At 68.2% G+C, this 15,263-nt stretch carries 13 protein-coding genes and 1 pseudogene; 6 read left to right on the top strand and 8 right to left on the bottom strand.

All coding sequences use genetic code 11. The features are described from left to right. Positions 1–48 precede the first annotated feature (48 nt). The 4 genes from uvrB to FMP39_RS06425 all read left to right on the top strand — a co-directional run bounded on the left by uvrB (position 49) and on the right by FMP39_RS06425 (position 6,255). Positions 49–2,163: an excinuclease ABC subunit UvrB gene (gene uvrB, locus FMP39_RS06440; RefSeq protein ID WP_141589099.1), complete on the top strand. Its 2,115-nt coding sequence runs from the start codon at positions 49–51 to the stop codon at positions 2,161–2,163. A gap of 12 nt (positions 2,164–2,175) precedes the next feature. Continuing rightward, positions 2,176–4,116, top strand: coding sequence for an excinuclease ABC subunit UvrC (gene uvrC / locus FMP39_RS06435; RefSeq protein ID WP_141589098.1), 1,941 nt, complete (start codon positions 2,176–2,178; stop codon positions 4,114–4,116). Between the two features lie 137 nt (positions 4,117–4,253). Further along, the gene (locus FMP39_RS06430) at positions 4,254–4,772 is read left to right on the top strand and encodes a DUF507 family protein (protein WP_011552704.1); all 519 of its coding nucleotides are present in this window, start codon (positions 4,254–4,256) and stop codon (positions 4,770–4,772) included. A gap of 67 nt (positions 4,773–4,839) precedes the next feature. Then, positions 4,840–6,255, top strand: coding sequence for a hypothetical protein (locus tag FMP39_RS06425; RefSeq protein ID WP_141589097.1), 1,416 nt, complete (start codon positions 4,840–4,842; stop codon positions 6,253–6,255). Between the two features lie 181 nt (positions 6,256–6,436). Here the strand turns inward: FMP39_RS06425 and FMP39_RS06420 are convergent, their stop codons facing one another. From FMP39_RS06420 to FMP39_RS06400, 5 genes and pseudogenes are all read right to left on the bottom strand, one after another. Next, positions 6,437–6,808, bottom strand: a complete 372-nt coding sequence (locus tag FMP39_RS06420; protein ID WP_194858262.1) for a hypothetical protein — start codon at positions 6,806–6,808, stop codon at positions 6,437–6,439. 195 nt (positions 6,809–7,003) lie between these two features. Further along, positions 7,004–7,156: pseudogene (locus tag FMP39_RS37815) on the bottom strand (di-heme oxidoredictase family protein); the annotation flags it as partial. A gap of 14 nt (positions 7,157–7,170) precedes the next feature. Continuing rightward, entirely contained in the window at positions 7,171–8,067 is an 897-nt protein-coding gene (locus tag FMP39_RS06410; protein WP_141589095.1) for a DUF3108 domain-containing protein, read from the bottom strand. Between the two features lie 17 nt (positions 8,068–8,084). Further along, positions 8,085–9,773: a DUF4091 domain-containing protein gene (locus tag FMP39_RS06405; RefSeq protein WP_141589094.1), complete on the bottom strand. Its 1,689-nt coding sequence runs from the start codon at positions 9,771–9,773 to the stop codon at positions 8,085–8,087. Positions 9,774–9,799: 26 nt separating this feature from the next. Then, a complete protein-coding gene (locus tag FMP39_RS06400) occupies positions 9,800–10,603 on the bottom strand; it encodes a DUF3108 domain-containing protein (protein ID WP_141589093.1) in 804 nt (267 codons plus the stop codon). A 306-nt stretch (positions 10,604–10,909) separates the two neighbouring features. Here FMP39_RS06400 and FMP39_RS06395 point away from each other — a divergent pair, with 306 nt between their 5' ends. Then, entirely contained in the window at positions 10,910–11,131 is a 222-nt protein-coding gene (locus FMP39_RS06395) for a hypothetical protein (protein ID WP_090489156.1), read from the top strand. Here the strand turns inward: FMP39_RS06395 and FMP39_RS06390 are convergent. Both FMP39_RS06390 and FMP39_RS06385 read right to left on the bottom strand, forming a co-directional pair. After that, a complete protein-coding gene (locus tag FMP39_RS06390; RefSeq protein ID WP_141589092.1) occupies positions 11,118–11,801 on the bottom strand; it encodes a YggS family pyridoxal phosphate-dependent enzyme in 684 nt (227 codons plus the stop codon). The genes FMP39_RS06395 and FMP39_RS06390 overlap by 14 nt on opposite strands. After that, the gene (locus FMP39_RS06385; RefSeq protein ID WP_141589091.1) at positions 11,798–12,394 is read right to left on the bottom strand and encodes a nucleoside triphosphate pyrophosphatase; all 597 of its coding nucleotides are present in this window, start codon (positions 12,392–12,394) and stop codon (positions 11,798–11,800) included. Before FMP39_RS06385 ends, FMP39_RS06390 begins: the two co-directional genes overlap by 4 nt. Positions 12,395–12,447: 53 nt before the next feature. Here FMP39_RS06385 and FMP39_RS06380 point away from each other — a divergent pair, with 53 nt between their 5' ends. Beyond that, positions 12,448–13,542, top strand: a complete 1,095-nt coding sequence (locus FMP39_RS06380) for a sensor domain-containing diguanylate cyclase (protein WP_141589090.1) — start codon at positions 12,448–12,450, stop codon at positions 13,540–13,542. 105 nt (positions 13,543–13,647) lie between these two features. Here FMP39_RS06380 and FMP39_RS06375 read toward each other — a convergent pair whose 3' ends face one another. Then, the gene (locus FMP39_RS06375) at positions 13,648–15,213 is read right to left on the bottom strand and encodes a peptidylprolyl isomerase (protein ID WP_194858261.1); all 1,566 of its coding nucleotides are present in this window, start codon (positions 15,211–15,213) and stop codon (positions 13,648–13,650) included. Positions 15,214–15,263 lie beyond the last annotated feature (50 nt).

Here is a 15,263-nt window from a genome sequence, read left to right as displayed (position 1 = left end):
TCACGAACATCCGGCCTTCCCACCCGCGCGGTGTTAAGTCTCGCGGGTATGTCGGACTTTCAGCTCGTCAGCGAACACCGTCCCGGAGGCGACCAGCCGAGGGCCATTGGCGAACTCACGCAGGGCGTCCTGCGGGGTGACCGCTACCAAACGCTCCTGGGCGTCACCGGGTCAGGCAAGACGTTCACGATGGCGAACGTCATCGCCAACGTGCAGCGGCCCACGCTGGTGATGGCCCATAACAAGACGCTGGCCGCGCAGCTCTACGGCGAATTCAAGGCGCTCTTTCCGCACAACGCCGTCGAGTACTTCGTCTCGTACTACGACTACTACCAGCCCGAGGCCTACGTTCCGTCGACGGACACCTTCATCGAGAAGGACTCGTCCATCAACGACAACATCGAACGGATGCGCCACTCGGCCACCCATTCGCTGCGCACGCGGGACGACGTCATCATCGTCGCCAGCGTGTCCTGCATCTACGGCCTGGGCGCGGCCCGCAGCTACGTGGACCTGGCGGTGCGCGCGACGGTGGGCGAGGAGATGGGCCGCGACACCTTCATGCGCAAGCTGGTGGAGGCCCAGTACAAGCGCAACGACCTGGACTTCCACCGCGGCACCTTCCGCGCGCGCGGCGACACCGTCGAGGTGTTCCCCGCGTACGAGGAGGAGCGGGCCGTACGTGTCAGCTTCTTCGGTGATGAGGTGGAGCGCGTCACCGAGTTCGACCCGCTGCGCGGCGTGACGCTGGGCGCGCTGGAGAAAATCGTCATCTTCCCCGCCAGCCACTACGTGGCCGAGGAGGACGTGCGCCGGCGCGCGATTCAGACCATCCGCGACGAGCTGTCCGAACAACTGCAGACCTTCAAGCGCGAGGGCAAGCTGCTGGAGGCGCAGCGGCTGGAGCAGCGCGCCATGTTCGACCTGGAGATGATTGAGCAGGTCGGCTACTGCAGCGGCATCGAGAACTACTCCCGGCACTTCTCCGGCCGCGCGGCGGGAGAGCCGCCGCCGTGCCTCATCGACTACTTCCCGCGCAACCTGCTGGTGATGCTCGACGAGAGCCACCAGACGGTGCCGCAGATTGGCGCCATGTACCGTGGCGACCGCGCGCGCAAGGAGACGCTGGTGGGCTTCGGCTTCCGCCTGCCCAGCGCGCTGGACAACCGCCCGCTCAAGTTCGGTGAGTTCGAGGAGCTGGTGCCCCAGGCCATCTTCGTGTCCGCGACGCCGGCGGAGTACGAGCTGCAGAAGTCACAGGGCGTGGTGGTGGAGCAGATCATCCGCCCCACGGGCCTGACCGACCCGGAGGTGGAGATTCGCCCCGTGGGCAATCAGGTGGACGACCTGCTGGAGGAGGTGCGTCAGCGCGTGTCCCGCAGCGAGCGCGTCCTGGTGACGACGCTCACCAAGCGCATGGCGGAAGACCTCACGGAGTACTTCTCCGATGTCGGCGTGCGCGTGCGCTACCTGCACTCGGACATCGACGCGATTGAGCGCATGGCCATCATCCGTGACTTGCGCAAGGGCGAGTTCGACGTCCTGGTGGGCATCAACCTGCTGCGCGAGGGCCTGGACATCCCCGAGGTGTCCCTGGTGGCCATCCTGGACGCGGACAAGGAAGGCTTCCTGCGCAGCCACGTCTCCCTCATCCAGACGATTGGCCGCGCTGCCCGTAACGTGAACGGCCGCGTCATCATGTACGCGGACAACGTTACCGACTCCATGAAGAAGGCCCTGGAGGAGACGACGCGCCGCCGCGACATCCAGCGCGCGTACAACCAGGCGCACGGCATCACCCCGCGTTCGGTGAAGAGCAACATCACCGACCTGTCCGAGCACGCGGCCTACGAGGCGGGTGACGTGGGCGCCCTGCCGATGGCGGCCGAAGGCGAGGACGACGTCCTCCAGCCGAAGGAAATCAAGCGGCTCATCGAGGAATTCACCAAGGACATGCTCGCCGCCGCGGACGAGATGCAGTTCGAGAAGGCGGCCGAGTACCGGGACCGCGTGCAGCTCTTGAAGGACATGGACCTGGGGCTCAAGCCGGCGTCGCGCTCGCTGCTGCGGGCCCCGGCGAAGGCGGCGGAAGCGGATGCCCCGAAGAAGGGCAAGGGACGCGGGGGCGGAGGACGCTCCGCGCGAGCCCGGAGCCGCAAGTAGGCGGGGGCTGGCATGGACGCGAAGCTCCTGGAGAAGCTGGACGCACTGCCCACCGAGCCCGGCGTGTACCTGATGAAGGACCGCCGGGGTCAGGTCATCTACGTGGGCAAGGCCATCAACCTGCGCAGCAGGGTGCGCTCGTACTTCAACCGCACCGGCGACACGCGCGTCTTCGTGTCCTTGTTGGACCAGTTGCTGGGTGACCTGGAGACGGTGCTCGTCAGCAACGAGAAGGAAGCGCTGCTGCTCGAAAACGAGCTCATCAAGAAGCACCGGCCGCGCTTCAACGTCCTGCTCAAGGACGACAAGCAATTCATCTCCCTGCGCCTGGACCGCACCCAGCCCTATCCGCGCCTGGAAGTGGTGCGCAAGTACGAGCGCGACGGCGCGCGCTACTTCGGGCCGTACTCCAGCGCGGGGGCCATTCGCGAGACGCTGCGGGTGGTCAACCGCTTCTTCCGCCTGCGCACGTGCACCGACCACGTGCTGGCCAACCGCAAGCGGCCCTGCTTGTTGCACCAGATTGGCCGTTGCCCGGCCCCGTGCGTGTACCCGGTGCCCCAGGAGGACTACCACCGCAGCGTGGACGAGGTGGTGATGTTCCTGGAGGGCAAGGCGGGGGAGCTGGTGGAGGGCCTGCGCCTGCGCATGAAGCGCGCCGCGCAGGAGCTGAAGTTCGAGGAGGCCGCGCGGATACGAGACCAGCTCAGCGCCATCGAGCGGAGCCTGGAGCGGCAGAAGGTCGCCACCACCGACTTCAAGGACCAGGATGTCTTCGCCTTCCACCGGGAAGGGGACCGCATCCTGTTCTACGTCCTGTGGGTGCGGCAGGGCCGGCTCAACGGCGGGCAGGCCTTCCCCTTCGGCAGCCAGGAGTTCCCCGACGAGGAGCTGATCGCCTCGTTCGTCAACCTCTACTACGACCAGGGCAGCTTCGTGCCGGAGGAGGTGCTGCTGCCGCTGGAGCTGGAGGACGGCACCGGGGGGCTCGAGGCACTCCTCACGGAGCGCAAGGGCGAGCGCGTGCGCGTCCTGGTGCCCAAGCGCGGGGAGAAACTGGACCTGGTGAAGATGGCGGCGAAGAACGCTGAACAGGCCTTCGTGGAGCGCCGACGCACGAAGGACGAAACGGACACCGTGCTGTCCCGGCTCCAGCAGCGGCTGGGGCTGCGCAACTTCCCACGCAGGATGGAGTGCTTCGACATCTCGCACTTCCAGGGTTCGGCCATCGTCGCGTCGCAGGTGGCGGTGACGGACGGGGACGCGGACAAGTCGCGCTACCGGAAGTACAAAATCAAGACGCTGGAGAAGCAGGACGACTTCGCCAGCATGTACGAGGTCATCTCCCGCCGCCTGAAGAAGGGCCTGGAGGACAATGACCTGCCGGACCTGCTCGTCATCGACGGAGGCAAGGGGCAACTGGCCAGCGCGCACGCGGCGATGAAGGACGTGGGCGTGGATTCGGTGGACGTGGTGGGTCTGGCCAAGAGCCGCGACCTGGAGGTGTTCGACCGCGACGCGGAGAGCGCCCGGAGCCCCGAGCGCATCTTCGTGGTGGGGCGCAAGGACCCCATCGTCCTGTCCCAGAACTCGGCGGAGATGTTCATGCTCACGCGAATGCGGGACGAGGCCCACCGCTTCGCCATCACCTTCCAGAAGCAGGTGCTGCGCAAGAGCCGGGTGCGTTCGGCGCTGGAGGACATCCCGGGCGTGGGGGAGACGCGGCGCAAGCAACTGCTTCGGCACTTCGGCTCGCTCAAGCGGGTGGGGGACGCCTCCATCGAAGAGCTCGCGGAGGTCGTCGGACCGGCCATGGCGGAACGCGTCCATGCGGGCCTTCACGGACATCCAGAAGAGGATGCGGAAGATCCCGTACGGGAGGCTTCCCTTGACGACGCGCACGAACCCGTCGACGAAAAAACGCAGGGAGGGTCGCCACCCGGGGCAGCGTGATTAATTTCCGCTGCAGACCTGATGGGAAGTGCGCTGGAAGCGCGACGTTCCTGGGGTTTTTCATTGCGACTGGGCTCGGCGCTGAACTATAGCGGTTGACGATTCCGAGCACGTTTCACAGAGGGCGAGGGACCGACATGAGGCTGTATCCGAAGGTGATCCCGATCATCTCGCGCGAGGCCGTTCAGCAGCTCATGCAGGACGGGGACATCGAGGTGGAGCCGATGCGCGTGGCCGACGCCGAGATGGACCTGTCAGCCATCATGCGTGAGTACCTTGCGAACGAGGAGCGTGTGAACCAGGCGACGCGTGAAGCGCTGGAGCGTCGCGGCTACGACTATTCCAAGTTCAACCAGGTGAAGCGCGAGATGGCGGACGTCCGCGGCTTCAAGATGGGCGACGAGGGCATCGAGTACGTCATCAACCAGATGATTGAATTCCTGCTCATCAGCCGGAACGTCGAAGAGGTGTACTCGGCGGATAACGGGCTGCGTCAGAAGATCTTCGCCGTCATGAAGCGTCACCTCGACGTGGACGACGAAATCGACAAGGAAGCCCGTTCCCGCCTGAAGCACCTGCAGGAGGGCACCAGCGCCTTCGACATCGAGTACAACAAGACGGTCGAGCAGATCCGCAGGGCGCGCGGCCTCATCTAGTTCGCAGGGGTGGGGCATGCCGTTCCCCGCTCCGCTGCCTACCTTGTAAACCAAGGAGGCAGCGTCGATGGCGGGACCCTTCACCACGTTCGTTCTGTCCGGTTTGCTGGCCGCGGCGCCAGGCGGGTTCACGTTCGAGGGCCGCGAGGCCAGCGCGAGGACCGAGCAGCCAGACGGCTTCTTCATCCAAGGCTCACTTCCCTTCACGGACCTTGCTGAAAGCGGCACGGGGAGCGCGTCGCTGACGGTGGAGGACCGCGTATCCCTTCCGGGCGCCACCTTTGGGGACAAAGGGACGCTGGAAGCGTCCTTCCGCCTGGGGGCCACGGAGTACCGGGTAGAGCTGATGCGGCCTGGTTTCCCGCCCGAGCAGGGGCAGGGGAGCTCGGGCCCGCCTCCTCGCGCGCCTCAACATGCCATTGGCGGCGGCGTGTTGCTGAACGTCCCGCTCTATGGGGACAGTGGCCTGGGCTGGACGGCGATGACGCGTACCCATGCCGCGGTGGCTGTCTGGGGTGTGGGTAGCGTCTGGCGCAACGGACAGCTTCTGACGGACACGGCCTTCGTGCATGCGGCGGCGCTGGCCGCTGGCGCGTACGCGGATGACGACACCCACCGGCTGCTGCGGCAGGCTCGCTACGACGACACGGAGCTCGTGGTGCTGGTGTGGAACCTCCCGCCGCAACTCGAGCCGCGCGGCTTCATCCAGTTCGTGTTCGAGGACGTAGCCATCGACGTGGGCGGCACGGCGGTGAGTTCGCGGCCCTTCGTGGAGAACACGGGCAATCCACCGCTGAGCTGGCGCTCACTGACGCCGGTACCGCCCTCCGCCGTGGTAGGGGCGCCTGTTACCGCGTCGCCTCCGCCCGCGCCTTCGGCCATGGGGGGCAGCGGGGCGGCTGGGGCGCTTCAGGATACGGGGGCCGTGACGCGGGTGACGGTGCCGGCGACGGCTCCAGGGCGCCTGGCGACTGCGCCCGTGCAGACCACGACGGTGCCAGGGGTGCCGGTGACGCCTGAGGTCATCAGTGGGGGCATGCCTGTGCCGATGGTGACGAACACACCCGTGACATACTCGGGACAGCTTCCGGCGACGCCGTTGGATGGGACCACCGTGGTGGCGGGGACGCCCGGGAGAGGAACGACGGGGGCGTTCGCGACGCCGCCCACTCCGTCCACCTTCGGTTCGTTCACGGTGCAGCCGCTGGCGCCGGGCTCGTTCGATGCGTTTGTCGGCACGGGGCAGTCCAGCGCGGGAATCATCGCCACCGAGCCTCCGCTCAACTCGAATCCTGCCACGCCGCCGCCAGGGTTGCTGAGCACGCCGGCGCCGTTGAATGCCGGGACTCCGGCGCCGTTGCTGGGGACGCCCGCGCCGCTCAACGCCGCGCCAGCGCTCCCGCTGCCCGCGACGCCTTCTCCCGTGTTGGGGCCCGCGACGACGGCTCCTGCGCCCGCCGCGCCTGCTGCGACGGGTCCTTGAGTGGAGGTTCGTAACGACAAGGCCGCCGGGATGACGGGTAGCGGTAGCGCATTGGCGCGGGCCGTCGCCTGCTCTCGGCCTGCAACGGGCACTGGCGAGGCAGTGCATCGGCGTTCGCTGCCGTGCGCTGACACTGCCTGCGGCTGGGGCAGGCGCAAGAACGAGGCTTCACAGCTGCGTGTCAGCGGCTGCGCACCGGCGCATGTGCCAGCCGATTCATGCTCGCGGCCTGGGACAGGCGCTTGCGCAGCCGCACGACGGCGTCGTGGAGTGAATCCAACTGCTGAAGGACGCGCAGGTCATCGCCCGATTCCACCAGGGCGGCCGGTGTCACCGATTCCGTGCGAAGCGTGTCGAGCAGGTCCGTGAAATGGGCCTCCACCTCGCCGAGCGCGTCCAGTCCCTCACGGAGGTCATCCTCCAGCAGGTCCACGAGCACAGCCGCGTCAGTGCGCGCAGGCAGTGAGCGGGCGAGCTGTTCCACCGCCACCCGGACCGGGTCTGCACGGCGCGACGGCGTAGGGGCGACGAGGGTCAGGGCCGGAGGGGGCATGGCCTCGACGCTACAGGCAGGTAGCACTCCGTCAATTTTCCAGTCAGGGCCGAAGCCCGGCGCGCCGAGACGCCCCGGCCTTCAGCGCGAACCCAGGAACGTCACCAGCGCGGCACGGACCGAGGCCCCTCAGCCCTCGCGCGCGGGCTTGGCTTCGCGCCGCGCCAGAGGATGGCTTCCTCCATGGTCTGGGCCCCGCCCGTCATGCAGAGAGCTCGCATCCGGAAGCACCGTCTGCGTCAGCCCCAGGCCCCACGGCGGTGGGGTGCGCCACTCGGTGCCCGTCGCTGCTCCGTCCGGACGCCCATCCGCCAGCCCAACGCCCACGTCGTGCAGCCGCAACGAAGTGGTGCGTCAGCCGCTCACCACTTCATCGTTTCCTGACCTTCGCTCTTCTGCGGTTTCTCACCCGGACGCGACACGGAGGTGAGGGTGGCGCGCACGGCGCCCAGGTCGATGGTGCCCACGGCGGCCAGTGGCAGGCGGCGCGCGTCGTCTGAAATCCAGACGTGGACTTCACGCTTCTGCTTGGGCCGGTCCAGTCGCACGGCGGTGCCCGTCACGTGCCAGGCATTGAATTGGCCCAGCGGCGTCGTCACCTGTTCGCGCTTCACCACCGCGCCCTGCATGCGCCACATGCGGCGCACGCCGTAGACGTCGAAGCACACCTGGAGGTCGTCCTTGAGCGGCAGCTGGCGTAGCAGGTAGATGGCCCCGGCCACATCCAGGCCGTCCTTGTCGAAGGTGTAGTTGAACTGCCCCTTGGGGCGCTGGCCGAACTGGTAGTCGACCTTGACGGTGCGCTCCTTCTGGCCGAACGCGACGTTCACCTTGCGGCGCTGTTCGTTCTCCATGGTGTCTTCGACGTAGCGATGGGGGCGCAGCGTGCGAGGGTGGAGGTACGCGGTGGCACTGCCGCGCACGCGCCGCACCTTGGAGAAGAAGGTGTTGGTCTGCGCCTCCACCTGGATGGGGAGATGCCCATCCTTCTGCTTGTGGACGCGCATCGTCATGGTGCCGGCCTGCGCGCCCATGGCGTCGAGGTCGAACTCGAGCACCTCACCCGGCATGAACGCCATGGGCGTTCGCAGCGCCGGCAGCGCGGAGGTGCACGGCGCCACGGTGAGGGGCGCCTCGGGCTCCTCAACCTTGGCGCTCTCAGTCTCCGGCGCGTCCGCCTCCGCGTCCGGCAACTGGGCCCAGGCGCTGACGCTGGACAGTGACAACAGGGCCGCGAAGAGGGTGCGCAGGGGGCTCATCCTTTTCCTTCCAGAGACTACGGGGTGCTCTGCGGCGTCTGACGGTCCGGGCGCTTCGCATATTCGGACTCCGCCCAGCGCTTCCGGAGCCGGGCGGTGACTTCCTCGCGGACCGCCTCCCATTCTCCCGCATCCGCGTTGATGTCCCAACCGGTGCGCGCCAACTTGCGCGCGGCCGTCCGGGCGAAGGCGGCGTCACCCAGCTCAGCGAGCAGCCGAAGGTACTCGTAGTCCTCCAGTCCGTCTCGAATGTGCTTCAGCCGCAGCGTGAGGATGGGCTGGTGGCCAGAAGGACCCACCCTGGCCGGTGTCCCCGGATAGAAGAGGGTGCCGTCGCCGTTGCCGCCGAACTCGAAGACGTCCTTCCAGGGGTCCTTCTTCGTGTTGTAGGCGAAGACGGTGTCGAAATAGAGCTCGCCGTCCACGCCGGCGGAGAAGGCGAGCACGCCCATGGCCCGGTTGAGTGGGGCGGGGTGGTCCACCATGTACGAAGCCCAGCCGCTGTAGGCCGCGTCCACCGCCTTGTCCGCCGGGGGGCCGCCGTTGCAGCCGTGCGAATTGCAGCTCTGGTACCACCACACCCGGGTGTCTCCTGCCAGCCGTTTGCGCAGCGCGCGCGCCTCCACCACGCTGCGGCACGTCTGCGGCCCGGGGCGCGGGTAGAAGCAGTTGAGCGTGGGCGTGAGGATGTCCGCCGAGCCATTCAGCGCGTCATCCAGCGGGCTGGTGACGAGCACGGGAATCGCGCCCGCCGCGCGCACCCGCGTGGACTGGGCCTTCACCAGCGGCACGTCCTCGGGCTTGGGTTCGTCCTTGGCGTAGAAGAAGAGCTGCGCGGGCCAGCCCTTCTCGCGGAAGTGCTCGGCGAAGGCGCGGTAGTACGCCGTCTTCTCCGCGTCCGTCTTCGCCTGCTTGCTGTCACGCACGTCGGTGCTGGTGAAGCGGGCGCCGGAGGGCAGCAGGCTGCCGTCCAGGAAGGGCGCCATCTCCGCGTCGTACTCGCGCCAGTCCAGCACCGCGCGGCCCTTCTCGAAGCGCACCGGAGGTGGCGTCATGCTCATGCCGTGGGCACTCACCCGGTGCTCCAGGAGCGCACGTCCGTAGTCACGCAACAGCTTGCGCGCCTCCGCCGACTCCGGCGCCACGCCGTGGCCCCGGGCGATGCTGTACATCGACACCCCGAAGCTGTTGGGCAGTGAGGACGTGGCGGGAAGGGCGAAGGGCTGCACCTCGGCGGTCAACGGCACCGGCCGGAACTTCGCGTCAACCGCCTTCACCAGCAACTGTCCCCGGTACGTCCCCGGCTTCTGCTTCTCCGGGGCGCACACCTCCACGTAGAAGACGGTGGGCAGCTTCGAGTCATGTCCCGGCGCATCCACTGGAACCAGCGCATCCGGCCATGGGCCCTTGTGGCCCTGGCCGTTGGACGGCGTCTTCACGTCGATGAAGGCCTCGCGCCAGACGCGGGCTTTCAGCGCCGCGCCCGGGCCCTTCAACGTCAGCGACTCCACGGCGGGGCGCTCCACCCGGCCGGGAAGCACCACCTGCACGGCCTCACACTCACCGCGCGCGAGGCTGAGACGCGCCTCCTTGCGTCCCTTCACTGCTTCGCCCGGCCGGACCTTGACCAGGGGCGATACCACCTGAGGCTCCTGCGTGGCGGACATCGCCGCCGCCACCACCGCCCACGCCCATCCTGCACCCATCCGCCCCCTTCACTCTCCGGCGGGAGCTACCCGCCATTCTCGGCGCGGGCCACCGTCATGCTCCGGCCCGGCTTGTAGTCGGTTATCTCCGCGACGATGGTGCCCAGCGCGAACTCCGCCTCCACCCGCACCGGCACGTGGCTGGAGTCCGTGGTGAAGTAGACGAACATGTCCCGCTTCGAGGCGAGGTTGCCGCCGAACTCCGTCTTCACGCTGAGCTTGAAGACCTCTTTGTCGCCCAGCGCCGTGCCCAGGACTTCACGCCCTTCCACCTTCGCGCGAAGGGTGAACTGCTTGCTTCCGGTGAAGACGGGATAGGCATACTCCTGCCCCACGACCAGCTCCCGGTTGCGCAACGCGAACGTCGCACCGGTGACATCCAGCGTGCCCTCCGTCACCTCGCGGGTGGACTCGCGCGGGGACTCGCCTTCCTTCTGCTTCACCACGAAGGCCGTCTTGCCGTCCGGCTCCATCTTGATGCGCTGCCGGCGGCGTGAGCCGTTCTCATCCGCGTGCAAGTCACTGCCCACCACGCGCTGGCTCTCCGGCTGCCAGTAGGACACGAACTTGTCCTTGATGGGCCACACGCCCAGCATGTCGTTGGAGCGTGCCACCGCGACGATGGGCCACACGTCCTGACCCCACTGCTTCATGTGGGCACCCACCGTCACCTGCGCGGTTCCCGCGGTGATGCCCAGGTACCTGACGCGGTAGGAGCTCTGCTCCCCAGGCCCGAACGCCGGGTTCACGGATTCCTGGGCCATGGCTGTCGCCGACCAGACCAGCCCCGCGAGCGCCGCCGCGAACCCCCACTTGGACTGCGTTTGCATCGGGTGAGCTCCCTCGCTTGGAAATTAGGTAGCCTGGCCGCACTGCGCCAGACCCGGCTTGGAACCATTCCCGCCACCGCCCATTTCCACTGACGCGGTTGTTGACCAGCCATTCAAATGGTGGCCGCTCACTTCACGGGGAGGCACACTTTCCCACGTCACGCTCCCGCACGCCTCTTCCCGGCCGGGGCCTGTTCGCTCGGCAGGCGGGAGTGCCGCGCAGCGGCGTGTCCACTCGACGACACCGCTGGTAGCCTCCGCGCGGGGCAGCCCGCGGTGTCGGGCGCCATCCCGCAGGAGGGGCACATGTCTGGTGGTGGCGGTTCGTTCGACTTCGACGATGACGAGAAGGAATCCGCGCGCGGAGGTGGCAAGGCGCACAAGGACTTCGACTGTCCTTCGTGCAACGCCAACAACCCCGTGGATGATGCGCTCGCCCAGGGGGACGAGGTCCGCTGCAACTACTGCGGCTCCGAGTTCAAGGTCAGCGTGAACTCGGAGGGGCGGGTGAAGTTCAAGGAGATTTGAGCGCGCGCTCACCGAAGATGGCGGTGCCCACCCGGACGACGGTGGCGCCTTCTTCAATGGCCCACTCGAAGTCATGGGTGGTGCCCATGGACAGGCCCGGCAGCCCGTGCACACGGGCCAGCTCGCGCAGGGACTGGAAGTCCGCGCGGGCCCGGGCCTCTTCCTCCGTGGGGGGCGGCAGCGCCATCAATCCCACCGCCTGGAGGCCCGGCAGGGCGCGGACCTCATCCAGGAAGACGCCGAGCGCGTCGGGCGCCAGGCCGCTCTTGGTGGCCTCGCCACCCACGTTGACCTCGACGTAGACGGGCAGGGGCGGGGCGCCCTCGCGGCGCTTCGACAGCTCGCGGGCGACCTCCAGACGGTCCAGGGCGTGGAAGGCCCCAGCCGCCCGCGCCACGTACTTCACCTTGTTCGTCTGGAGCGCTCCAATGGCATGCCAGCGCAGGCCCTCCAGGTCCTCCAGCTCCGCGGCCTTGTCCCGCAGTTCCTGCGCGTAGTTCTCCCCGAAGTCGCGCTGACCGGCGGCATAGGCCTCGCGGATGAGGTCCGCGGGCTTCAGCTTGGACACCGCCACCAGCGTCACCGACTCCACCGGCCGCCCCGCCCGGGCACAGGCCGCCGCCACCCGCTCCCGCACCGACGCCAGCCGCTCCGCGACGCTTCCGCTCATGAGGCCCTCCAAGGCAAGGGGAGGCCGGCCCGCTCCAGCAGGGCCACGGTCTCGCCCAGCGGCAGGCCCACGACGTTGGACGTGCTGCCCTCCACACCCGCCACCAGGAAACCGCCCTTGCCCTGGATGGCGTAGGCACCCGCCTTGTCCAGGGGCTCGCCGCTGTTCGCGTACCAGGACATCTCCCCGGGGCTCAGTGACCGGAAGGTGACGCGGGTGCGGACCACCAGCGTCTCCTCATGCCGGCCGGCCAGGGCCACGCCCGTGTAGACGTCATGCGTCCGCCCGGACAGGCGCGTGAGCATGGCCTGGGCTTCCTCGGCGTCCCGGGGCTTGCCCAGCAGCTCGGCGCCCAGGGCGACGGTGGTGTCGGCGGCCAGCACCCAGGCGCCCGGGTGGCGGGAAGCCACCACGCGGGCCTTCTCCCGGGCGAGCCGCCCGACGTAGGCCTCCGCCGCCTCATTGGCGTGGGGCGTTTCGTCGATGTCCGCCGCGGAAACGGTGAAACGGATGTCCAGCTGTGCCAGAAGTTCCCTGCGTCGCGGCGACGCCGAGGCCAGGACGAGCAACGTTTGATCTGCGTTCATGTGCATGTTACGGCTCGGTCCGGCCTTACCAGACTTGTGCCCCGGAGTGGACTCTACGGATGAATCCCGCGGACCTCCTGTCGGCCATGAAGCGGACAGTGGAGCAGTTGGCCGCCTTCAATGAGATGGCGAAGGCCCTGACGTCCACGCTTGAGCTCCGCGAGGTGCTGGCGCTGGTGATGCAGAAGGTCAGCAGCCTGCTGCTGCCTCGCAACTGGTCGCTCATCCTCCAGGACGAGCGCACCGGAAAGCTCTACTTCGAAATCGCGGTGGGTGACGGCGCGGACGTGCTCAAGGGCCTCCAGCTCAACCCGGGCGAGGGCATTGCCGGCGCCGTCTTCACGTCCGGCGCGGCGCGGCTCGTCCATGACGTGGGCGGGGACCCCAGCTTCTCGCCACGCTTCGATGAAGCCTCCGCCTTCCACACCCGCTCCATCCTCGCGGTGCCGCTGCTGGCCCGGGGCCGGGTCCTGGGCATCATCGAACTGGTGAACGGGCCCATGGACCCACCCTTCACCAACGAGGACCTCACCATCCTCACCGCCATCGCGGACTACGCGGCCATCGCGATTGAGAACGCGCGCAACTTCCGGCGGGTGCAGGAGTTGACGATTACGGACGAGCACACCGGCTGCTACAACGCCCGGCACCTGCGCGCCTTGTTGGACCAGGAGGTGAAGCGCTCGGAGCGCTTCAGCCACCCGCTGTCGCTCGTCTTCCTGGACCTGGACCACTTCAAGAGCATCAACGACACCCACGGGCACCTGGTGGGCAGCGCCACCCTGAAGGAAGTGGGGGACCTGCTGATTACCCTGGGCCGGCAGAACCTGGACGCCGTCTTCCGCTATGGCGGCGACGAGTTCGCCATGTTGCTGGTGGAGACGGACCCGGAGGGCGCGGCCGTCATCGGCCAGCGCGTCTGCGAGGCCTTTCGGGGGCGGGGCTTCCTCCTGGAGCAGGGCCTGGACGTGCGCCTCACCGCCAGCGTGGGCGTGGCCACCTACCCGGACCATGCCTCGTCCGCGCTGGACCTCATCCGCGCGGCGGACTTCGCCATGTACGCGGCCAAGGCCCGGGGCCGGGACGCGCTCTGCATCGCCGAGCCCATTGCTCCCAACGGCGGCACAGGCTCCCACGAGTTCCCGGAGCGGTAGCTGGCGCTTCGGCCCTGTTGGCCGCGAAGCCCGCAATGAGAGAGGGCCGGGGAGGGGAGTTCCCTCGGCCCGGCCCTCGGGGGCGTCACGGTTGGACGCCGGGACTCACCCGGTGCCCACCACGGAGTCGATGGCGGCGGTGTTCGTCACCACCGAGCCCTGCTCACGCAGCGCCTTGAGGAAGGACTCCGTCAGCTCAATCTGCTTGGCCTGACGGGCCTGGGTGCGCAGTTCCTCCTTGCGCTTCTCGAAGCCCTCGGCGTCCGGCTTCTGGCGCTCCACCACCTGCGCCACCACGAAGCCCTCACCCATGGGGAACACGTTGTCGAGCGGCTGCGGGGCGCTGACGGCGAAGGCCGCCTTCACCAGTTCGGGCGCGGGGCCCAGGTGCGGCACCGCCTCACCCTCGGCGGTGAAGCTGTCCGTCTCCACGGCCTCCGGGCGCGTCTCCGTCTCGAAGCGCAGCAGCGCGGGCTGCTCCTTCTCCGGCGGGAAGAGCGTCTTCAGGTCCTGGCCCGCCTTGACGGAGGCCAGCGCCTTCTCCGCCTCGGCGCGGGCCTGCTGCTTGGCGCGGTCCTGCTTGTAGAGCGTGGTGGCAATCTCGTCCTGGACGTCCTCGAGCTTCTTGTCCTGGGCGGCCTGCTTCTCATCCACCTTCACCAGGTGCACGCCGAACTTCGTCTCCACCGGCTGCGTCACCTCGCCCTGCTTCAGCGCGAAGGCCGCGTCCGCCAGCGCCGGTTCCCAGCTACCGCGCTCCACCCAGCCCAGGTCGCCACCGCGCGCCTTGCTGCCCGGGTCCTCGCTGCTGTCACGCGCCACCTGGGCGAAGTCCTTGCCGCCCTCGATTTCCTTGCGCAGCGCCTGCGCCTTCTCCAGGGCCGCCTTCTTCTGGTCGGCGGTGGCCTCCGGGGACAGCTTCACCAGCACCTGCCGCGCACGGATGCGCTCCGGCTGCTGGTACACGAAGCGGTTGGCCTCGAAGTACTCCTTGATGTCCTTCTCGTGCGCCTTCTTCCACTCGGCCAGCTGCGCCGCGGTGGGGTTGGGGACCTTGTCGGCGTACATGGCCGGCAGGAAGCGCGCGAAGACGACCTTCGCCTGGTTGCCTTCCTTCTCGAAGCGGGCGCGGACCTCGTCGTCCGACACCACCGCGTTGCCGCGCACCACGTTCATCATCTTCTGGGCCGCCAGCTGCCGGCGCAGCTCCGCCTCGAAGTCCTGCGGGGACTTCCGGTAGAAGTCGCGCAGCACCTGCTGGTAGCGCTCGAAGTCGAACTGGCCATCCTTCTGGAAGTCCGTGTTCTGGTGGATGAGCTTGCGCAGCTCATCGTCCGACGCGGCGATGCCGTGGCGCTCGGCCGCCTGGGCCAGCAGCTCCGTGTTCACCAGCCGGTCGAGCACCTGGTTATGCATGCCGAACTGGCGGGCGAGCGACTCGGGCACCGGGCTGCCCTGCGAGCGCAGGAAGCTCATCTGCTGGGCCCAGGCCGCCGCGAAGTCACGCAGCGGGATTTCCTTGCCGTTCACCGAGGCCACCGAACCGGGCGCCGTCGCCCCACCCGTGGCGCCGAAGCCAGAGCTGCCCGGGCCGAACTGGAGCGTGAACACCACCGCGATGCCGATGATGAACAGGAGCGAGGCAACCTTCCGGGGATTCAGACCGTCCATTGTCGTCACTTCTGGGGCAAACGCGCCGAGAAAAGCCGTGCGGAAGGACT

The sequence above is a fragment of the Myxococcus sp. AB056 genome (assembly GCF_006547365.1).
GTDB classification, from domain to species: Bacteria; Myxococcota; Myxococcia; order Myxococcales; family Myxococcaceae; genus Myxococcus; species Myxococcus virescens.
Note: the sequence above shows the minus strand (reverse complement) of the source record. Positions and strands in the feature narration are given on the sequence as shown.